This window comes from Streptomyces sp. NPDC002889 (genome assembly GCF_042888425.1).
Taxonomy (GTDB): domain Bacteria; phylum Actinomycetota; class Actinomycetes; order Streptomycetales; family Streptomycetaceae; genus Streptomyces.
In genome coordinates this window covers 23,684-43,223 of sequence record NZ_JBIAPT010000015.1, presented here as the reverse complement: position 1 = coordinate 43,223, position 19,540 = coordinate 23,684, and the positions used below count along the sequence as shown (strand labels likewise).

Sequence of the window (19,540 nt, the reverse complement as noted above, 5' to 3'; positions counted from 1 at the left end):
TTATGCCCGAATTGTGGGCGGCGTCAACCCCCGCAAACCCCCCCGTGGCGCCCCCCCCGGCGGGGGCCGGCCGGTATCCCCCCCCCTCACCCGCCCGGCCCCGGCCTCGTGCCCGCGCGCGGCACAGGAACGAAGGGAACCACATGGCACGGATGTCGTCGGCCGAGCGGCGCCGACAGCTGATCGAGGCAGCGATCCGCGCGATGACACGTGACGGTGTCCCCAGGACGACGACCCGGTCCATCGCCGCCGAGGCGGGCGTCTCACTGAGCGTCTTCCACTACTGCTTCGACTCCAAGCAGGCCCTGCTCGAGTCCGTCATCGCGGCGATCACCGATCACTACGTCACGGTGGTGAAGGAGGCAATCCGGCCGAAGACCACCCTTCGGGAGACCATCCGGGCCGGATTCCAGGCCTATTGGGACCATGTGTCCGCCAACCCCGGGGAACACATGCTCACTTACGAACTCACGCAGTACGCGCTGCGACAGCCGGGGTTCGAGCATCTGGCGCGGCGGCAGTACGAGCTGTACTCCGACACCTACACCGAACTCATCGAACAGCTCCGTCACAGCATGGAGTTCGAGCTCCGTGTACCTGTCCCGGTGCTGGCCCGCTATCTGGCGGTCATGACCGACGGACTGACCCTGAACTTCCTCGTCCTCGGCGACGACGCGGCGGCGGCGGACATCCTCGACACCATCGCCGACCAGGTTGTCAACCTCGTCCGCGACGAGGTCCGACCCGAGGTTCCCGCGGCCGTTTCACCCCCGCGCCCCGTCTGACGACCGCGGGGCGGCCTCTCCCGGGACGAGGGCGGGCGGCTGCACCGGTGCCACGGGCGCCGGTGCGCATGGTTCGGGCAGTGTCCGGCACAGCGCCGGCTCAGAGCCGTGGCAACGGTCCGGGAGCAGCGTTTTCCCGACCTCACCGACGATCGTCGGATCCCGTAGGACCGGCCGTGGCCCGGCCGGCAGATGTGGTGCCACCTGGGGCACCGTCGCGCCAGGTGGCGCGAGATTTTCCCGGACCTATGATGTTGTTTCGGACATTTCCGGCGATTGAACTGCCGGTTCGAAATCGGCTGGAAAGCAGGATCCTATGGCCGGTCGTGCGAACAGATCAGCGCTCGTGATGGAGCTGTCGGCGGAGTTCGCCGGCACGATGGTCCTCATTCTCTTCGGCTGCGGTGTGGTGGCCCAAGTGGTCGCCGGCGGAGCCCTCACCGATCCCCCGGGCGGGCTGGGCAATCACGACAGCATCTCCTGGGCATGGGGCCTCGGAGTCACGCTGGGCGTCTACGTGGCGGCACGCCTCAGCGGCGCCCATCTCAACCCCGCGGTGACCTTGGCTCTCGCCGCCTTCAGGGGCTTCCCCTGGAAGAAGGTCGCCCCCTACGCCCTCGCCCAGACCGCCGGTGCCTTCGTGGCCGCTCTGCTGGTGCGCTGGAACTACACCGAGGCGCTGGCGAAGGCGGACCCCGGGCACACGTTCAAGACCCAGGGCGTCTTCTCGACCCTGCCCGCCAACGGCAACACGAATCTGCCGGTCGGCGAGTGGGGTGCCTTCCGTGACCAGATCATCGGCACAGCGATCCTCCTGCTGCTGATCATGGCGGTCACGGACCTGCTGAACACCCCCCCGGGCGCCAACCTCGCCCCGTTCATCGTCGGCCTCATCGTGGTCGGGATCGGCATGGCGTGGGGCACCAACGCGGGATACGCGATCAACCCTGCGCGTGACTTCGGCCCGCGGCTGGCGAGCTTCATCACCGGCTACGGCACCGCGTGGCGAGATCAGTACGGGAACTTCTACTTCTGGGTACCGATCATCGGGCCGCTGATCGGCGGACTGGTGGGTGCGTTCTTCTACAAGTTCTTCATCGGCCGCTTCCTGCCGACTGCGGAACCCGAGCCCCCGGGACGCGTCCCGACCCCCGAGGCCTGACCGCCTCAGCATCCCCGGCCCAACTCTGTGGAGAGGCGGCACCCCATGGCGGACTTCGTCGGCGCGGTGGACCAGGGAACCACCAGCACCCGGTTCATGATCTTCGACCACGACGGCAACGAGGTGGCGAAGCATCAGCTGGAGCATGCTCAGATCCTGCCGCGCTCGGGCTGGGTCGAACACGACCCGGTGGAGATCTGGGAGCGCACCAACACGGTGATGCAGACCGCCATCCGGGAGCGGAACCTGTCCGCATCGGACCTGGCCGCCGTGGGCATCACCAACCAACGGGAGACGACCGTGGTCTGGGATCCGCGGAACGGCCGTCCGTACCACAACGCCATCGTCTGGCAGGACACCCGGACGGACTCCATCGCGGCGGCCCTCGAACGGGACGGCCGTGGCGACGTCATCCGCCGCAAGGCGGGCCTCCCCCCGGCCACCTACTTCTCCGGCGGCAAGATCCAATGGCTGCTGGAGAACGTCGACGGCCTGCGCGAGGCGGCAGAGCAGGGTCACGCCATCTTCGGCAACACCGACTGCTGGGTGCTGTGGAACCTGACCGGCGGCCCGGACGGCGGAATCCACGCCACCGACGTGACCAACGCCAGCCGCACCATGCTGATGAACCTGGAAACCCTCGACTGGGACGACGAGCTGCTCGGGTTCTTCGGCATCCCGCGGGTGATGCTGCCGCGCATCAACCCCTCTTCCCACGCCGAGGCGTACGGCCAGGCGCGCACCTCCCGGCCGCTTCGGGCCGCCATCCCCATCACCGGGGTGCTGGGAGACCAGCAGGCGGCCACCGTGGGCCAGGTGTGCTTCGCCCCCGGCGAGGCCAAGAACACCTACGGCACAGGCAACTTCCTTGTGCTCAACACGGGCACCGAGCTCGTGCACTCCCAGCACGGGCTGCTCACCACGGTGGCGTATCAGCTCGGCGACAACCCGGCGGTCTACGCACTCGAAGGGTCCATGGCCGTCACGGGTTCGGCCGTGCAGTGGCTGCGCGACCAGCTGAAGATCATCCGTGATGCGGCGGAGAGCGAGCGGCTGGCCGGCAGTGTGGAGGACAACGGCGGCATGTACTTCGTGCCCGCCTTCTCCGGACTCTTCGCGCCCTACTGGCGTTCCGACGCCCGCGGTGCGATCGTCGGGCTCTCCCGCTTCCACAACGGCGGCCACATTGCCCGGGCCACGCTGGAAGCCATCTGCTACCAGAGCCGCGACGTGGTGGAGGCCATGGAGCAGGACTCCGGCGTCCATCTGGACGTGCTCAAGGTCGACGGCGGTGTGACCGCCAACGACCTGTGCATGCAGATCCAGGCCGACGTCCTCGGCGTCCCGGTCAGCCGCCCGGTCGTCGCCGAGACCACCGCGCTCGGCGCCGCGTACGCCGCCGGCCTCGCCACCGGGTTCTGGCAGAGCGAGGACGAACTGCGCACCCACTGGCAGGAGTCCAAGCGGTGGGAGCCGCAGTGGAGCGACGAGCAGCGCGCGGAAGGCTACGCCGGATGGAAGAAGGCGGTGGAGCGAACCTTCGACTGGGCGAAGGTCGAGTAGCGGCCGCGGACAGGGCGGACCGGCCCGCGCCGACGGCGTCGGCGCGGGCCGGTCCGCCGAAACGGGAGGAGACGATTGCCGTGAAAGCTGTGGCTCTCTCGCCCGAGGCGCGGGCGCAGGCCCTCGAAGGTCTGGGCCGGGGCGAGCTCGACGTCCTGGTCATCGGCGGCGGTGTGGTGGGTGCCGGAGCGGCGCTGGACGCCGCCACGCGTGGCCTGAGGGTCGGCCTGGTCGAGGCCAGGGACTGGGCGTCGGGCACGTCCAGCCGCTCCAGCAAGCTCATCCACGGCGGCCTTCGCTACCTCGAGATGCTGGATTTCCATCTGGTCGCCGAGGCACTGGAGGAACGCGGGCTCCTTCTCCAGCGCCTCGCGCCCCACCTCGTCCGCCCCGTGCCGTTCCTCTACCCGCTGCAACACCGGTTCGGCGAACGCCTCTACGTCGGGACCGGCGTACTGCTCTACGACACCATGGCACTGGCCTCAGGCACCTCCCGTGGCCTGCCCCACCACCGCCATCTGCTCAAACGGCAGGCTCTGCGCGAGGCCCCCGCACTCCGGCCCGACACCCTGGTAGGAGCCGTCCAGTACTGGGACGCCCAGGTCGACGACGCCCGCCACACCCTGTTCCTGGCCCGCACCGCCGCCGCCTACGGAGCCCTCGTCGCCAACCGCACCCAGGCAACCCGATTCCTGCGCCAGGGCGAGCGCGTGACCGGCGCGGCCGTGACGGACCTGGAAACCGGCACCGTGACCGAGGTGCGAGCCAAGCAGGTCATCAACGCGACCGGCGTGTGGACGGACGACACCCAGTCCCTGGCGGGCGCCCGCGGACAGTTCCACGTCCGCGCCTCGAAAGGTGTCCATCTGCTGGTCCCGCGCGACCGCATCAACTCCCGCACCGGGATCATCCTGCGCACCGAGAAGAGCGTGCTCTTCATCATCCCCTGGGGACGGCACTGGATCATCGGCACCACCGACACCGACTGGGACCTGGACAAGGCACACCCCGCCGCGAGCTCCGAGGACGTCCGTTACCTCCTGGACCACGTCAACGCCGTCATGGTCACCCCCCTCTCGCCGGCCGACGTCGAGGGCGTCTACGCCGGACTGCGTCCGCTCCTCGCGGGCGAGGCCGCCGAAACCAGCAAGCTCTCACGCGAGCACCTGGTCGCCCATACCCTGCCCGGACTGGTGGTGGTGGCAGGCGGGAAGTACACCACCTACCGCGTCATGGCGAAGGATGCCGTGGACGAAGCGGCCCGCGCGCTGGACGAGCTGGTGCCCGACTGCGTCACATCAAAGGTGCCCCTGCTGGGCGCCGACGGTCATCCGGCGCTGTGGAACTCCCGGCACCTCCTCGCTCAGCGCTACGGACTGCACGTCGCCCGGATCGAGCACCTCCTGGGCCGCTACGGCTCGCTCGTGCACGAACTCCTGGACATGGTGGCCGCCGACCCCGCCCTCGGTGAACCGCTGCCCAGCAGCGACGACTATCTGCGCGTCGAAGCCGTCTACGCCGTCACCCACGAAGGAGCCCGGCACCTCGAGGACGTCCTCACCCGGCGCACCCGTATCTCCATCGAGTCCTGGGACCGGGGCACGGACGCCGCCGGACCGGTCGCCGAGCTGATGGCACCGCACCTGGGATGGGACAACGAGCAGGCGGAACGCGAAGTCGGGCAGTACGTCGCACGGGTTGCCGCGGAACGCGAAGCACAACAGCAGCCGGACGACCGCGCCGCGGACGCGGTCCGGCTCGGCGCGCCCGACATCATCCCCGTCCGCGATTGGTTATGGACTGTTCGGGTGGTGCATCCCCGGGCACGGTCGTAGCGTCGATGGGGGAACAACTGGGGGCAGACGGGCCAGGTTGGCTCGAAAAAGGCAGCTGGGGAGCCGACATGCACGGACAGAAGCTCAAGACAGCGGTCACCCTGTGCGCCGCGACAGCACTCGCGGCAGCAGCAGTACCCGCATCCGCTTCCACACAGTCACCCTCGCCCGCACGCGTGGTGGCCGTCGACTGTTTCTCGAATTCACAGGTACGCCCCGGCGACTTTCTGCTCGCCTGCGGGGACGGCAACAACCGTCTGACGGCGCTCCGATGGTCCAGCTGGGGACCGACATCCGCTGTGGGAAGTGGACTCGACCTGGTCAATGACTGTCAGCCCTACTGCGCCGCAGGCAAGTTCCGTTCCTACCGGGTCACCGTGAGGCTCGACCGCCCGGCGACCTGGAAGAAGCATCCTGAGCTCCAGCACTTCACCCGGCTGCGACTCGTCTACACCGACAGCAAGCCACCGCAGACACAGCGGGAAGTGACGTACAAACTCTGGGACTGACGAATCCTCAAGTCCCCCCGGTGCGCCGTCTCGTGCCGGGCGCCGCTGCGGTGACGCGCGCTCGTGGGGTGAGGTGAGTGAACGTTCGCGAGGACGCGGTGAACGCAGGCGGTGGGTGGCGACCGGGGTATCCGGCCGCCGCGGCGGTGTTCGCCATCGGGATGGCCGGGACCACCCTGCCCACACCGTTGTACGGGCTCTATCAGGAACAGATCGGGTTCTCCGAGCTGATGGTGACCGTTGTCTTCGCCGTGTACGCCGTCGCGGTCATCACCGTGCTGCTGGTGGCGGGCAACTACTCCGACGAGGTCGGCCGCAGACCTGTGCTCCTTATCGCCATGGCTCTGTCGGCCGCGAGTGCGGGATGCTTCCTCCTGCAGAGCGGTCTGCCTCTGCTCTTCGCGGGTCGGCTGCTGTCCGGTTGCGCGGCCGGCCTGCTGAGCGGCGCGGCGACAGCGGCCGTCATCGAGCTGGCCGGACCTGGGCAGAAGGCGCGGGCCGGGTTCGCCGCCACCGCGGCGAACATGGGTGGTCTGGGCTGCGGTCCCCTGCTCTCGGGCCTCCTCGCGCAGTACACACCCTGGCCGCTGACGCTGCCGTTCTGGGTCCACCTCGGGCTGGTGGCTGTGGCCGGTGGGATCACCTGGTTCCTGCCGGAGACCGTGGCGGAGCCGAAGCGATGGCCCCCTCTGAAGCCGCAGGGAGTCACCGTGCCGCCCGAGGTGAAGGGTGTGTTCATGCCCGCCGCCCTGGCGGCGTTCGCCGGGTTCGCGCTTCTCGGGCTCTTCACGGCGGTCGCGCCGAGCTTTGCCTCGCAGACGCTGGGTGTGCACAACCTGGCAGTTTCGGGCGCTGTGGTGTTCTCGGTGTTCCTCGCTTCGACCGTCGGGCAGACCTTGACCGAACGGATCGGCCCGCGCCGCGCGCTCCCCGTGGGGTGCGGCATCCTCGTCGTGGGCCTGCTGTTGGTTGCGTCGTCCCTGATCGCCGAATCCATGCTCCTGCTCGTCCTGGGCGCCCTGTGCGGCGGCACCGGCCAGGGACTGGCCTTTCGCGCGGCACTCACCCTGGTCAGCAGCGCGGCCCCGGCACAGCATCGGGGCGGCACCATTTCGGCGTTCTTCGTCGTCGCCTACGCCGGGATCTCGGTGCCGGTGGTCGGTGTCGGCGCCATGGCCACATGGCTCGGGCTGCGCCAAGCCGGGCTGATCTTCTCTGGCTGCGTGATGCTGGTGGCGGCGGGCGCGGGAACGTACGCTGCGCGCAGGCCGCCGACGGGGGCGTAACCGCGCACCCACGCCTGCGACCGCGCACTGCCGCTCCGCTCACCCGCCCGATTCGTGCCGCCGATACCTGCTTGCGCAGCCTCGTTCAGGGCTGCTCGGAACGGCCACGGTCCTGTGCCGTCGGTGCGGGAGCGGACCGCAGACTCTTCACGGTGCAGAGATGAGTGCTGTGGGCGTCGTCAGGATGCTGCACGCCGCGCCGGGGGTATCACACCGGGCGCTGCACCGCGGGACGCGGCCGGCCCCGGGGTCTGTGACGTGAACCGGAGTGGTGGGACGATAGCCGCCCGGACCGTATCGGCGGTCGGTACATGTTTCCTTTGGGGCACTCATGAACGTCTGGCTCCCACTCCGGCTCTTCGCCGCAACGGCCGTGGCCGGCCTGATGCTCACCGCCTGCGGGGGCTCTGGCAGGCCCCCGACCGCGTCGGCGTCACCGTCCACCGCACCGGGAACGTCCACACCGTCCCAGTCGCCCTCCACGCCCGTCCCCGCGGCTCCGTCGGCAGCCACACCGCCAGGCACGCGAACGCCGACCACGCCGGCACCCGGCGACAGCGGGCCGACCATCGGATCCGGACGTCTCCAGCCCTTGTGGCCGTTCGCCACGCTCGCCGAAGCCCAGGCTTGGCAGCGTGACTACCGTTCCGGCGGACACCAGCCCTGGCATCTCGACCCGGAACGGACCGCACTCTCCTTCACCCAGGGCTACCTCGGCTTCGAGAGCATCGACCGCATCACCGCACGCACCGTCAACAGCTCACAGGCCCGCATCGGTGTCGCACCGCGCGGTTCCGAGGGCGGCACCGCGGCGATCATCCATCTCGTTCGGTACGGCACCGGCCCCGACGCCCCATGGGAGGTCGTGGGCACCGACGACACGACGTTCACCCTGGCCATGCCCGGATACGGGTCACTCGTCCGTTCCCCGATGCAGACGGGCGGCCGGATCACCGGCGTGGACGAGAGCATCCGCGTGCAGGTGCGCCAGCCGTCGTCCCCCAAGCCCTTGGGCACCTCATGCTGCACCTCGGCGGGCGGCAACGGACAGCCCTGGAAACGGTCGGTGTCCTTCTCCGGGGCCCGTGACCGGGTGCTCACAGTGGTCGCCTCCACCGGCGGGCATGTCGCGGAGGTCGAACGCTTCGCCGTCACGGCGGTACGCACCGGCTGACCATCGGGAGTCGCTGGACGGGGCCCACAAGGCGGATCCGGGATCTCCCGGCCGGCTCGCTACGGCGCCGTCACCGCTCCCTCAGCCGGGCCACCGCCTCCCGGATCGCGGGCAACCGCTTGTACAGCGCGTCGCCCGGGCAGAGCGTCCGGTAGCTGTCGCGATGCCCTGAGATGACATGGAGCTCGGCCGGCTCGCCCTTCTTGTACTTGCTCTCGTCGTTCGTCGAGACCAGCCGTACCGTGCCGCGAGGGTTCGCCCCGGGCCGCAGCTTCCACGCGGCAACCTTCGCGATCCCCTCCTCGAGCGCCTGCGGGACCGTCGCACCAGGGTCGAAAGTGCCCAGCGCCGCGATCCCCACGCTGTCGGCATTGAACCCCTTGGCGTGTGCCCCACGCACGGGACGTCCGATGCCGCCCGCCCGGCCCTCGTAGATGGTCCCGCACCGGTCCACGACGAAGTTGTAGCCGATGTCGTCCCAGCCCTCACCCCTGACATGGTCCGCCTGTACCGCACGCAGCATGTCCGGGACATCTGCACAGTCGTAACCGTTGGGATGCCCGGTGTGATGGATGAAGACCGCGCTCACCGCACCCGTGTACGCCGCGCGCTGCCGGACCATGCCCTCGTCCGCCCCCCAGGCCGCCCGGCTGACGATCGCAGGCCGCGGCGCCCCGTGCGGCGGCTGGGGGCCGACGGCAACCCACTCCGGCGGCGCACGCCGTACCGGAGCATCCCGCATCACCAGCAGAGCCAGTGGCAGGACGAGGGCACCTAGGACGAGTCGACGGGACCACATGGAACCACCCTGGCCCCCGACCACCCGCACCCCGCGAGTGAGCGGGCCAATCGGGTGAGGCCGGGCAAGCTCCCACCATCGCCGCGTACGGAGCATCTGCCGTCCTGAAGGATGCGCGGCAACGGCGACGCGGGAGCGTCAGAGCCAGGTCAGGACATCGTGTAGCCCGGACTGCGTGCGGCAGGACGAAGCGGTCGGCGCTATGCGCGGGCCGACACCTCACCCGGTGCGCTGCCGGGGGGCCGTGGTCGAGATGCCGCAGGAAGCTGGGCCGTTACGGATGCCGCTGGGCGTGCAGCGGCCGCGCCCGACGTGTGGGACGCGGGCGAGGCTCGCAGGCTGCAGGGAATCCGGCTGGATGACTGCCGGTCTGCTCAGGAGCACAGAAGGCAGTCCCACGGCGGCCGCGACGGGGGGCTACCGGTAAAGGAGCACGCGAAGGAGGTCGCGGAGGCTCGCGTTGTCGTCGTAGTAGCCATAGCCATAGCGGGCCCAGTCGTAGTCATAGCACCTGTCGTCGTAGTAGTGATGACCTCCCCGGTAGTCGTCGCAGTACCGGGACGAAACCGAGTCGGGCGCGCTGGTGCTGGTGGCACTGGCTATGCCGGCTCCGCCAAGGGTCAGAGCCAGAGCGGCGAACAGGCTGGCGAGCAGCCGGGAAATCCTGGATGTCTTTACCCGCATGGTGCTTTCCCTTCCCGGGGGCGTGGACGGGTCAGAGACCTGCACGGCCGCGGTGACGTCAGCACCAGCGAGGCACTGATGCGTTCGCGAAGGGTCCGGTACGTCGGCCTTGAGTATGGCGGGGGTTGCCATCGTCAGGGCGGGAGTACCGCCCATGACGGAGTTGCCAATTGCCGACTCACACGCTGTATACGCGGCATCGGGCCCACCAGGGTTGCTGCGTACAGCAGACCCCCGCGGCGGGGAATCCGTCCGTCGGACAACCAACGACCGGGTGATCGTCGATCGGAATGCAGAGATTGTTCGCCTTCTCGCCATGAATGAAGACGACTATTCCGTTCAATCTGCTCTAACGTAGACATATAGGCACATAGAAGTCAAGCAGGACGAATCGGCCCCGTGCGCACGGGGAGTCGGTCATGGTGTGATGCCCAACTCGGCTTCGCCGTCGCACAATTGGCGCCGCCCCGGGGAGAGGTGTGCCGGCATTCCGTCAGTGCTCAGGCTCGTGCCCACCTGCCCGCGAGCTGCCCATGACCGGAAGCACCAGGCGAAGTTCGTAGCCGCCGTCGACCGTCGGACCGGAGGTGACAGTGCCCCCGAGGAGCTCGGCGCGCTGATGCAGCCCGACCAGGCCGTAGTGCGCGCTGGGCAGAGGCAGAGCGGGCCGTGTCGGTGCGGTATTGGTGACCGTGACACGCACGGCACCGCCCTCGTGGCACATGCGAACTGTCGCGCCGGCGCCGGGGGCGTGCTTGCGTACATTGGTCAACGCCTCCTGGACGGTGCGGTAGATGGCGCGCTGGACGGTCGGCGGAAGGCCGTCGGGCAGGTCCGTCCGCAGCTCGGCCTCGATGCCGCTGCTGTCGACCAGTTGCTGGAGATCGGCCAGGGACGGCTGCGGGGTCAGCTCCGTGGGGCGCCCCCCGGAGGCGCGCAGGACACTGACCATGTGCCGCAGTTCGTCCAGGGTCTGTACGCTCAGCCGCCGGATCGTGGCTGCGGCTTCCTTGGCCTCGGCGTCCCGGGTGCCGACCTGGAGCGCTCCGGCCCGCACCGCGATCAGGCTGACCTGGTGAGAGACCACGTCGTGCATCTCACGGGCGAGCTGCGCGCGTTCCCTGGCCAGCACGGTCTGGTCGGTCAGCAACCGCTCGTGGTCACGCGCCTCGGAGATCTCGGCGATCCGCAGCGACAGATCACGCCGGGTCTGGACGAGTTGACCGAGGAAGACGGCCGCGCCCGCTGTCGCCGCCGTGTAGCCCAGAGTGATCCAGGTCGAGGTGGCAGAGAGGTCGAAGTTCGGGGACGGCCACGAGGTCATGTCGCTGATCGTGAACGCAATCGCGCAGACGGCCAGGAGAATGCGTCGGCGGGTGAGCGAGGCGAGGGTGTACAGCGCGGCCAGCGCGGCGAAGACCGCGTCGGAGAGCAGGACGGCCGGCAGGGTGAGCAGGTAGGTGAGCCGCGGCAGGCGACGGCGCAACACAAGAGAGAGGGCAGCGACCAGGGCACAAGCCAGCCGTAGCGGCTCGCCGGTATCGAGGTGGGCCCAGACGTCGAGCAGCGAGACCGCGACGAGGGCGGCGTCCAGCAGCGGGGCGCGCAGGCGGTCAGGTGTCATTCCCCCTCCTGGTCCGGCGGTGGCTTGAGAAGGCCTGCCCGTTCGGCGAGCAGGGCGGCCTGGACGCGGCTGCCCACCTCGAGCTTGGTGAGGATGGCACTGACATGATCCTTGACCGTGCCGGTGCTCAGGTGCATCCGTGTGGCGATGTCGGCGTTGGACAGCCCCTCCGCGATGAGGACGAGTACGGCGCGCTCGCGGCCGGTCAGCCGGCCGAGGCTACGGGCGGGCTGGTGCGAGCCGGCTTCGAGATAGCCGTCCACGACCGTCCTGGTGACCTTGGACGACAGTACGGTGCCGCCGTGGGCCAGGGTCTGCACCAGGAACGGCAGTTCCTCGGGGTCGGTGTCCTTGAGCAGGAAGCCGGCGGCGCCGGAGCGAAGCGCCGCTGCCACGTACTCGTCCATGTCGAACGTCGTGAGCATGGCCACCACCGGAGGGTGCGGCAGCCGGCGGAGTCCGGCCAGGACGGTGAGTCCGTCGACGTCCGGCATCCGGATGTCCAGCAGCACGACGTCGGGACGTATCTCCTGCGCCGTCCGGACCGCCTGGCCACCCGCAACCGCAGCCACGACGTCGATGCCGTCAGCCGCGTCGAGGATGTGCTGAAAGCCCGTACGGATCAAGGCCTCGTCGTCGACCACCATTACCCGGATCACGCGTGCTCCACTCGCCATCGGACCACTGTCCGATTCGTACCACGCGGAGGGACGCCCGGCGGGTGCCCGACACCGAATCGGGCCGGGCGGCGGGGCTGCGCCAGCCAGTCGGCGGGGGCGTTCCGGACACCTGCCGGATGTTGGCTACCGGCAGCTTCCCCAACCCTGGAGCGTATGACGCACGACGTATCACCGGCCGTGCCGTCTGCGGCGGGCCGCTCGTCGACAGGGCGGCTGATCGGCCTCGACCTGGCCCGGGGCCTGGCGATCCTGGGCATGTTCGCGGCCCATGTCGGTCCCGAGCCGTCGGTGGGCGGCCCGCTGGGCTGGGTGATGGAGGTGGCCCGTGGCCGGTCCTCTGCCCTGTTCGCTGTGCTTGCCGGGTTCACCCTGGTCCTGTTGACCGGCAGGCCGCAGCCGCGGACCGGGCGGGCGGGGCGGCAGGCCGCGGGCAGGGTACTGATCCGCGCCGCCATCCTGATCGTCCTGGGATACGTCCTGACCGCCCTGGACACCCCGGTCGACGTGATCCTTGCCCAATTCGGACTGCTCTTCGTCCTCGCCCTTCCGCTGTACCGGCTGCGCGCGGCCACCCTGGCCGTCATCGCCGCGTCGACCGCGCTCGTCATGCCCCAGGTCCTGTATCTGCTGCGGGCCGCGGTCGAAGGCGGAAGCTGGGCCGATGCCGTCATCGCCCACGATCCGCTGGCCTGGATCACCGGCTCGGACGGGATCATCGAGCTGCTCATCACCGGCCCGTACCCGGTACTGACCTGGCTGCCCTTCATCATCGCCGGAATGGCGTTGGCCAAGCTCGACCTCACCCGGCGCGGCGTACCTGCCAGGCTCGCCGTGCTCGGCGGCGCGCTGGCCGTGCTCGGCTACGGAGGCTCGTGGCTGGCCCTGCACCTGGTCCCGGGCGCTCAGGCCGGCGTGAACGCGGCCACGGACACCGGGGCGGCGGCCTCGGCCTGGTGGTCCGACGCCGTAGGCGAGGACCCCACCGCCGGCATTCCGGCCTGGCTGCTCGTGGCCGCACCACACAGCCAAACGACATGGTCCATCCTGGGCAACACCGGCGTCGCCCTCGCGGGCCTGGCCGCCTGCCTCATCGCAACGGACCGATCGGCGCGCCTGCAGTGGCTCGCCGCTCCGGTCATTGCGGTCGGCTCGATCTCCCTGACTGCTTATGTCGGCCACATCGTCGCCATCAAGGCACTCGGCACCGACGACCTGCCGGCCTTCGCTGCCCTGCCCGTCCTCCTCGGCTTCGCCGCGGTCGCCATGCTGCTGGCCCTGGCCTGGACCCGGGTCTTCCGGCGCGGACCGCTGGAGTACATGCTGCACGCCGCCACCACCACACCCGCCCGCCTCATCAATTGAGCGGGTGGCAGCCACACCATCCGGCGTCAAGCCGGGCCAGGAAGGAGGTCGACCCCATGTCGGTCCACCTGACATTTCTGAGTGCGACGGCAGGAGACCCCACCAGGGATGCAGTCTTCGGTGACGGTCCCCTGAGTGAACGCAGCCTGTTCGAGGCAAGCGCTGCCGTAGCAGCGCTGCCTCCGTACCCGCTGGCCGTCCGCGCGCCCTCCTCCCGCTGCGCGCAGATCGCTGATGCCCTCGGCCTGGAGACAACGCTCGAAGCCGGGCTGCGCGACTTCGACTACGGCGAGTGGCGCGGCCGCACGGTCGACGACGTCGCCACCTGCGACCCCCACGGGTTCACCGCCTGGCTTACGGATCCGGATTCCGCGCCCCACGGAGGCGAGTCCGTACGCCAGCTCTGCCGGCGAACCGCGAACTGGCTGAGCAGCCTGCCGCCCGACACGGGTCGCGCGTTGGCCATCACCGAACCGGCCGTTGTCCGGGCCCTGCTCGTCCTTGCTCTGTCCGCGCCGGCGACAGCCTTCTGGCATCTCGTTGTGCCGCCCCTGTCGGCGGTCGCCCTCACCCCGCGCGGTGGCCGCTGGAACGTCCGGCTCGACCGCGTCATTCTCTCTCAAAAAGCCGACAGCGGTCCGCGCTGTTCCTACGCCTTGTGACGAAGGGAATCCGGTTCGCGAAGCCCACCCCCGGCTCACACTCCGCTCAGACCCCGCCCACGGCGCCGGTCGCCGTGCTCAATCTCGGATTCCGGCGACCCTCGTGCATCCTGTCGGCTCGCTTCAGCCCGGGAGGTCGGCTGTGGACGTCTCGCTTGTCGGGCTTGTGGCCTGCGGCGGCGACGGTGTACGCCGGGAGGTCACCCACGCGGCGACCGGCTCGGTGTAACGGGCGGTCAGCGGGCCGATGACCACGAGGATCAGAACATAGGCGGTGGCCAGCGGTCCCATTCCGGGTTCGATGCCCGCGGTGACGGCGAGTCCGGCGATGACGATGGAGAACTCGCCGCGCGCCACCAGCGTGCCACCCGCGCGCCAGCGGCCCTTGACGCCGACCCCGGCTCGCTTCGCCGCCCAGTACCCGGTGGTGATCTTCGTGAGGGCGGTGACGACCGCCAGCGCCAGGGCCGGCAGCAGCACCGGTGGGATGCTCGCCGGGTCGGTGTGGAGGCCGAAGAAGACGAAGAAGACCGCGGCGAACAGGTCCCGTAGCGGGCTGAGCAGTGTGTGGGCGCCTTCGGCGACCTCCCCTGAGAGGGCGATACCCACGAGGAAGGCCCCCACCGCCGCGGAGACCTGGAGTTGCTGGGCGATACCCGCGACCAACAGGGTGAGTCCGAGGACCACGAGCAGCAGTTTTTCCGGGTCGTCGCTGGAGACGAAACGCGATATCACTCGGCCGTAGCGGACCGCGACGAAGAGCACCGCTCCCGCCACGGCGAGAGCGATCGCCAGCGTCACACTCCCCGCGGCGAGGCTCACTCCGGCCACCAGGGCGGTGACGATCGGCAGATAGACGGCCATCGCCAGGTCCTCGAGGACCAGGATGCTGAGGATCACGGGCGTCTCGCGGTTACCGAGCCGGCCGAGATCTCCGAGGACTTTGGCGATGACGCCGGAGGATGAGATCCAGGTGACCCCGGCCAGGACCACGGCGGCCACCGGGCCCCAGCCGAGCAGCAGCGCCGCGGCCGCTCCCGGCAGCGCATTGAGGGTGAAGTCGACCAGCCCGGCCGGGTACTGGGTCTTGAGGTTGGAAACGAGGTCGGTGGCGGTGTACTCCAGGCCCAGCATCAACAGCAGCAGGATGACGCCGATCTCGGCGCCGATCGCGACGAACTCCTCACTCGCCCCCAGGGGCAGCAGACCGCCCTCGCCGAAGGCGAGGCCCGCCAGCAGATACAGCGGTATCGGTGAGAAGTGGAGACGGCCCGCGAGCCTGCCGAGCAGGCCGAGGCCGAGGATGATCGCACCGAACTCGATGAGGAAGACAGCGGAGTGCACCCGGTCACTCCCGTCCGAGTATCGACGCCGCCGCATCCACACCTTCGCGGGTGCCGATGACGATCAGCGTGTCCCCACCGGCGAGGCGGAAGTCCGGCGCGGGAGACGGGATCGCGTTGGCCCTGCGCAGCACGGCGACAATGGAGACGCCTGTCTCGGTGCGCATCGCGGTTTCGCCCAGCACACGTCCGTTCCAGTACGAGTGCGCGGACAGCTCGATCCGTTCTGCAACCAGCCCCAGATCGGTGGTGTGCAGCACGTTCGGGCTGTGGTGGGCAGGCATCAGCGCGTCGATCAGTGACGCGGTCTCCGCGCCTGTCAGATGCAGGGACTGGGCGCATGCGTCCGGGTCGTCGGCCCGGTAGACGTTGACCGTCCGTGTCCCGTCGCGGTGCGCGACCACCGACAGATGGCGGTGCTCACGCGTGGTGAGGTCGTACTGCACACCGATGCCGGGCAGGGGTGTCGTTCTCATCCGCGGAGCGGGCACGGCCCGTCCCTCCTTCTCGTCGTACATGTCTCACGTTCCGTCGGCGGTGCTGCCGGGTGCGTTCACCTGCCACGGAGCCGTCATGTTGCCATCTGGAGCCAGGGCATGGGTATGGGTGTCACCACGGATGGACACCGGCCCCGGACTCCGGTCGGGATCGGCCGGGGACATAGGTTCCGCCGCAGGCAGGGCCGCGGGCCCACAGACGGTATCGGGCTGGCCAGCGCTCCCCACGATTCACTGTGCTCGCCGAAGCTGCTCCGTGCAGTTCAGCTTCTTCCTGATACCGCCCGTGAAGCTCTCCGCGAAGCGCTCGAGGGCAGGACTTGGGCAATGAGCAGTGCGACGTCGTCGTGATCGCCGGGGTGGCGCAGGGTGTGCAACAGCAGCTCGCTGGTGTCGTCCAGGGAACGGTGGGGGTCGTCCAGGAGGGCGAGCAGGGTGTCCAGGGATTCGTCGATGGGCTGGTCACGCCTTTCGACCAGCCCATCGGTGTACAGGACGAGCTGGTCGCCCGGGTGCAGGGCGAGCCTGGTGGTGCGGAAGTCGCCCTTGCCGACGCCCAGCGGTGTTCCGGTGGGCAGCTCGAGCAGTTCGTGCTTTCCGTCAAGGCGGAGGAGGGCAGGGGGCAGGTGGCCGGCGAGGGAGATGTGGCACTGCGCGCTGCGAGGGTCGTAGACGGCGTATACGCAGGTGGCGATGGTGTCCTGCTCCAGATCCTCGGTGATGCGGTCGAGTTGCTGGAGGACCTGGGCGGGTTCGAGGTCGAGGCCGGCCAGGGTGCGGGTGGCGGTGCGGAGCTGGCCCATGGTGGCGGCGGCGCTGACGCCGCTGCCCATGACGTCTCCGACGACGAGGGCGGTCTTGTCGCCACCGAGCGCAATGACGTCGAACCAGTCGCCGCCGATCTCGCTGGCCGCCCGGGCCGGCTGGTACCGGGAGGCGACAGCCAGCCCCGGCCTTTGTGGTGGCGAGCGGGGAAGCAGGCTGCGCTGGAGGGTGAGAACGGTGCGGCGTTGTTCCTCGACAGCACGGTGACGTTCGGTGACGTCCACGCTGGAGGTCACCACACCCAGCACCTTCCCGTTGGGCGCCTCGAGCCGATGGAAAGAGATCGACCAGGCATGCTCGTTGTCCGGGTCGGCCGTGGTACGGCCGACGGTGTACCGGTCCAGGACCGGGGTGCCCGTGGCCAAGACCTCGCGCATCGTCACTTCGAAGGACGCGTCCAGGAACGGCAGCACCTCATGGACGTGCCGGCCTACATGCTCGGCGGCAGGTACGCCGTTCATCCGCTCTTCGGCCGGGTTGACCGAGACGTACCGAAGGTCGGTGTCCAGCACACCCAGTCCGATCGGCGACTGGGACACCAGTCGGGCGGACAATGCCAGATCCCGTTCGACCTGCCGTAGCGTCGCCTGATCCGCGGCAAGACCCAGGGCGTAGTAGTCCCCCTCGTCGTCCAGCAACCGCATGTTGCGGAACTCCACCAACCGTGCGCTGCCGTCCTTGTGCCGGACGGGGAAGACCCCGGCCCAGCTGTCCCCGTCTTTCATGACCTGCGCGAACAGGTCCAGTACCGGCCCCTGGTCCTCCTCATGGAGCAGCAAGCGGCCCGCGAACTCGCCGAGAGCCTCCTCGGCGCTGTAGCCGAACAGCTCCTCCGCCTGCGGGCTCCAGAGATCGATCCTGCCCTCGGAGTCGAGGAGAACGGCCGCCACGCTCAGCACATCGAGGAGGCCACCGGACGCGGTCGGAGCGGCACTCGCCGTGTCGAGACCGGGCCGGAGGGACTCGGTTGCACACATCCCAGTCCCTCCTCACTGCACGCCCGCCACCCAGTGGTGTCAGGACGCTGACCCGGGCCCGCGGCTCGGCCGGCGTGGCTCTACCTCCCCCATCGTCTCTCTCCAGGGGCCGCTCCCGCAGCTACGGCAGTCGCGAGCCCGGTCCCCAGGCGACTCGGCCGGCAACAGGCGCGCTGAGCCGGAGCAGTCACGATCTTCGGACGGCCGCAGCACGCGCGGCGGCCGGAGTCCGCCGGGGGCTGCGGTCGCAATGCGTCATGTTCGCGCCTCAAGGGCGGTTAGGCGATGTGATCCACCCCAGCGATCGCTCGACGGCCCGCTGCCAGTTGTCGTATTCCGATTCGCGTCGCGCGGGGTCCATATCGGGCAGCCATTGGGCGGCCCGGTGCCAGTTGCGGCGCAGGACTTCCAGGTCCGACCAGTAGCCGACAGCCAGCCCGGCGGCGTACGCGGCGCCCAGCGAGACGGTCTCGGCAACCATGGGCCGCACCACGGGCACGTCGAGGACGTCGGCCAGGATCTGCATGAGCAGGTTGTCGGATGTCATGCCGCCGTCGACCTTGAGCTCACTCAGGGTCAGTGAGGAGTCGGCGTTCATGGCGTCGACGACTTCACGGGTCTGCCAGCCGGTGGCTTCCAGCACGGCTCGGGCCAGGTGCCCCTTGGTGATGTACGAGGTGAGGCCGACGATGACACCGCGTGCGTCGCTGCGCCAATGGGGCGCGAAGAGACCGGAGAACGCCGGGACGATGTAGCAGCCGCCGTTGTCCTCGACGGTGCGCGCGAGGGTCTCGATCTCCGGGGCGCTGCTGATCAGCCCCAGACGGTCGCGGAACCACTGGACCAGCGACCCGGTGACGGCGATCGGGCCTTCCAGCGCGTAGACCGCGGGCTGATCGGCGACCTTGTACGCGACGGTGGTGAGAAGTCCGTTCCGGGACCGCACGACGTCGGTGCCGGTGTTGAGCAGCAGGAAGCTGCCGGTCCCGTACGTGCACTTCGCCTCGCCCGGGGCGAAGCAGGTCTGCCCGAACAGTGCCGCCTGCTGATCGCCGAGGGCGGCCGTGATGGGGACGCCCAAGAGGACCGAGCGATCCTCACCGTAGATCTCCGCCGAGGGCCGTATCTCGGGGAGCATTGCGCGGGGAACCCCGAAGAACTCCAGCAGCTCCTCGTCCCAGGTGAGCGTGCGGATGTTCATGAGCATGGTGCGACTGGCGTTGGTGGCGTCGGTGATGTGCTGACCGCCGGCCGTGCCGCCCGTGAGGTTCCAGATCAGCCAGGTCTCCATCGTGCCGAACAGCACCTCGCCGTCCTGGGCTCGCTGTTCCAGCCCTGCGACGTGGTCGAACAGCCAGCGGATCCGTGGCGCGGAAAAATAGGTCGAAGGCGGCAGGCAGCAGCGTTCCAGGAAGAATTCGTCGCCAGGGTGATTTCTCAGGTCGTCGACGAGCGAAGCGGTGCGGATGTCCTGCCAGACGATGGCTCTCCCCAGCGGGGTGCCTGTCCGCCGGTCCCAGAGCACCGTTGTCTCGCGCTGGTTGGCGATGCCCAGGGCGGAGACCTGTCCGATGCCGATGCCGACGCCGGACAGGGCCTCGGGCACGACACGCCGCAGATTGCTCCAGATTTCGAGGGCATCGTGCTCGACCCAGCCGGGCCTCGGGAAATGCTGCTGGTGCTCGCGCTGGGCCACTGACACCAACCGCCCGCGGTGGTCGAACAGGATGCAACGGGTGGAGGTGGTGCCCTGGTCAATGGACATCACATACC

Annotated in this window: 17 protein-coding genes; 9 read left to right on the top strand and 8 right to left on the bottom strand. The window is 69.4% G+C overall.

Annotated features, from left to right (window positions below):
* Positions 1-143 precede the first annotated feature (143 nt).
* The 7 genes from ACFYWI_RS23065 (at position 144) to ACFYWI_RS23035 (ending at position 8,314) form a co-directional block, all read left to right on the top strand.
* Positions 144-785: a TetR/AcrR family transcriptional regulator gene (locus ACFYWI_RS23065; RefSeq protein WP_389235687.1), complete on the top strand. Its 642-nt coding sequence runs from the start codon at positions 144-146 to the stop codon at positions 783-785.
* A 316-nt stretch (positions 786-1,101) separates the two neighbouring features.
* Entirely contained in the window at positions 1,102-1,947 is an 846-nt protein-coding gene (locus ACFYWI_RS23060) for an MIP/aquaporin family protein (RefSeq protein WP_389235684.1), read from the top strand.
* Positions 1,948-1,992: 45 nt separating this feature from the next.
* A complete protein-coding gene (glpK, locus tag ACFYWI_RS23055; RefSeq protein WP_389235681.1) occupies positions 1,993-3,510 on the top strand; it encodes a glycerol kinase GlpK in 1,518 nt (505 codons plus the stop codon).
* Between the two features lie 80 nt (positions 3,511-3,590).
* Positions 3,591-5,345 (top strand): glycerol-3-phosphate dehydrogenase/oxidase, encoded by a 1,755-nt coding sequence (locus ACFYWI_RS23050; protein ID WP_389235678.1) that lies wholly within the window; start codon positions 3,591-3,593, stop codon positions 5,343-5,345.
* A 68-nt stretch (positions 5,346-5,413) separates the two neighbouring features.
* Positions 5,414-5,854, top strand: coding sequence for a hypothetical protein (locus tag ACFYWI_RS23045; protein WP_389235675.1), 441 nt, complete (start codon positions 5,414-5,416; stop codon positions 5,852-5,854).
* A 77-nt stretch (positions 5,855-5,931) separates the two neighbouring features.
* Positions 5,932-7,140 carry an MFS transporter gene (locus ACFYWI_RS23040; RefSeq protein ID WP_389235672.1) on the top strand — a complete coding sequence of 403 codons (1,209 nt, stop codon included), beginning with the start codon at positions 5,932-5,934 and terminating at the stop codon, positions 7,138-7,140.
* Between the two features lie 592 nt (positions 7,141-7,732).
* The gene (locus ACFYWI_RS23035; protein ID WP_389235669.1) at positions 7,733-8,314 is read left to right on the top strand and encodes a hypothetical protein; all 582 of its coding nucleotides are present in this window, start codon (positions 7,733-7,735) and stop codon (positions 8,312-8,314) included.
* A 70-nt stretch (positions 8,315-8,384) separates the two neighbouring features.
* Here ACFYWI_RS23035 and ACFYWI_RS23030 read toward each other — a convergent pair whose 3' ends face one another.
* The 4 genes from ACFYWI_RS23030 to ACFYWI_RS23015 form a co-directional block, all read right to left on the bottom strand.
* Complete coding sequence (locus tag ACFYWI_RS23030) at positions 8,385-9,113, bottom strand: peptidoglycan recognition protein (protein ID WP_389235666.1); 729 nt, start codon at positions 9,111-9,113, stop codon at positions 8,385-8,387.
* Between the two features lie 417 nt (positions 9,114-9,530).
* Entirely contained in the window at positions 9,531-9,797 is a 267-nt protein-coding gene (locus tag ACFYWI_RS23025) for a hypothetical protein (protein WP_389235663.1), read from the bottom strand.
* 493 nt (positions 9,798-10,290) lie between these two features.
* On the bottom strand, positions 10,291-11,421 hold the full coding sequence (locus ACFYWI_RS23020) for a sensor histidine kinase (RefSeq protein ID WP_389235660.1): 1,131 nt from the start codon (positions 11,419-11,421) through the stop codon (positions 10,291-10,293).
* A complete protein-coding gene (locus ACFYWI_RS23015) occupies positions 11,418-12,080 on the bottom strand; it encodes a response regulator (RefSeq protein WP_389236038.1) in 663 nt (220 codons plus the stop codon). Before ACFYWI_RS23015 ends, ACFYWI_RS23020 begins: the two co-directional genes overlap by 4 nt.
* Positions 12,081-12,254: 174 nt before the next feature.
* Here ACFYWI_RS23015 and ACFYWI_RS23010 point away from each other — a divergent pair, with 174 nt between their 5' ends.
* Together ACFYWI_RS23010 and ACFYWI_RS23005 are read left to right on the top strand one after the other, a co-directional pair.
* Complete coding sequence (locus ACFYWI_RS23010) at positions 12,255-13,463, top strand: DUF418 domain-containing protein (RefSeq protein WP_389235657.1); 1,209 nt, start codon at positions 12,255-12,257, stop codon at positions 13,461-13,463.
* A 56-nt stretch (positions 13,464-13,519) separates the two neighbouring features.
* Entirely contained in the window at positions 13,520-14,125 is a 606-nt protein-coding gene (locus tag ACFYWI_RS23005) for a histidine phosphatase family protein (protein WP_389235654.1), read from the top strand.
* Between the two features lie 123 nt (positions 14,126-14,248).
* Here the strand turns inward: ACFYWI_RS23005 and ACFYWI_RS23000 are convergent, their stop codons facing one another.
* From ACFYWI_RS23000 to glpK (ACFYWI_RS22985), 4 genes are all read right to left on the bottom strand, one after another.
* On the bottom strand, positions 14,249-15,469 hold the full coding sequence (locus ACFYWI_RS23000) for a cation:proton antiporter (protein WP_389235651.1): 1,221 nt from the start codon (positions 15,467-15,469) through the stop codon (positions 14,249-14,251).
* A gap of 4 nt (positions 15,470-15,473) precedes the next feature.
* Positions 15,474-15,944 carry a cation:proton antiporter regulatory subunit gene (locus tag ACFYWI_RS22995; protein ID WP_389235648.1) on the bottom strand — a complete coding sequence of 157 codons (471 nt, stop codon included), beginning with the start codon at positions 15,942-15,944 and terminating at the stop codon, positions 15,474-15,476.
* Between the two features lie 284 nt (positions 15,945-16,228).
* Positions 16,229-17,767: a SpoIIE family protein phosphatase gene (locus ACFYWI_RS22990; RefSeq protein ID WP_389235645.1), complete on the bottom strand. Its 1,539-nt coding sequence runs from the start codon at positions 17,765-17,767 to the stop codon at positions 16,229-16,231.
* Between the two features lie 268 nt (positions 17,768-18,035).
* Positions 18,036-19,532 carry a glycerol kinase GlpK gene (gene glpK / locus ACFYWI_RS22985; protein WP_389235642.1) on the bottom strand — a complete coding sequence of 499 codons (1,497 nt, stop codon included), beginning with the start codon at positions 19,530-19,532 and terminating at the stop codon, positions 18,036-18,038.
* Between the last annotated feature and the right edge of the window lie 8 nt (positions 19,533-19,540).

What these genes read in the sequence shown, in the direction of transcription:
- ACFYWI_RS23005 (WP_389235654.1), top strand. Translation starts at nt 13,520, where the DNA reads ATGTCGGTCCACCTGACATTTCTGAGTGCGACGGCAGGAGACCCCACC.
- ACFYWI_RS23020 (WP_389235660.1), bottom strand. Translation starts at nt 11,421, where the DNA reads ATGACACCTGACCGCCTGCGCGCCCCGCTGCTGGACGCCGCCCTCGTC.
- ACFYWI_RS22995 (WP_389235648.1), bottom strand. Translation starts at nt 15,944, where the DNA reads ATGAGAACGACACCCCTGCCCGGCATCGGTGTGCAGTACGACCTCACC.
- ACFYWI_RS23030 (WP_389235666.1), bottom strand. Translation starts at nt 9,113, where the DNA reads ATGTGGTCCCGTCGACTCGTCCTAGGTGCCCTCGTCCTGCCACTGGCT.
- ACFYWI_RS23060 (WP_389235684.1), top strand. Translation starts at nt 1,102, where the DNA reads ATGGCCGGTCGTGCGAACAGATCAGCGCTCGTGATGGAGCTGTCGGCG.
- glpK (WP_389235681.1), top strand. Translation starts at nt 1,993, where the DNA reads ATGGCGGACTTCGTCGGCGCGGTGGACCAGGGAACCACCAGCACCCGG.
- glpK (WP_389235642.1), bottom strand. Translation starts at nt 19,532, where the DNA reads ATGTCCATTGACCAGGGCACCACCTCCACCCGTTGCATCCTGTTCGAC.
- ACFYWI_RS23045 (WP_389235675.1), top strand. Translation starts at nt 5,414, where the DNA reads ATGCACGGACAGAAGCTCAAGACAGCGGTCACCCTGTGCGCCGCGACA.
- ACFYWI_RS23025 (WP_389235663.1), bottom strand. Translation starts at nt 9,797, where the DNA reads ATGCGGGTAAAGACATCCAGGATTTCCCGGCTGCTCGCCAGCCTGTTC.
- ACFYWI_RS23010 (WP_389235657.1), top strand. Translation starts at nt 12,255, where the DNA reads ATGACGCACGACGTATCACCGGCCGTGCCGTCTGCGGCGGGCCGCTCG.
- ACFYWI_RS22990 (WP_389235645.1), bottom strand. Translation starts at nt 17,767, where the DNA reads ATGTGTGCAACCGAGTCCCTCCGGCCCGGTCTCGACACGGCGAGTGCC.
- ACFYWI_RS23065 (WP_389235687.1), top strand. Translation starts at nt 144, where the DNA reads ATGGCACGGATGTCGTCGGCCGAGCGGCGCCGACAGCTGATCGAGGCA.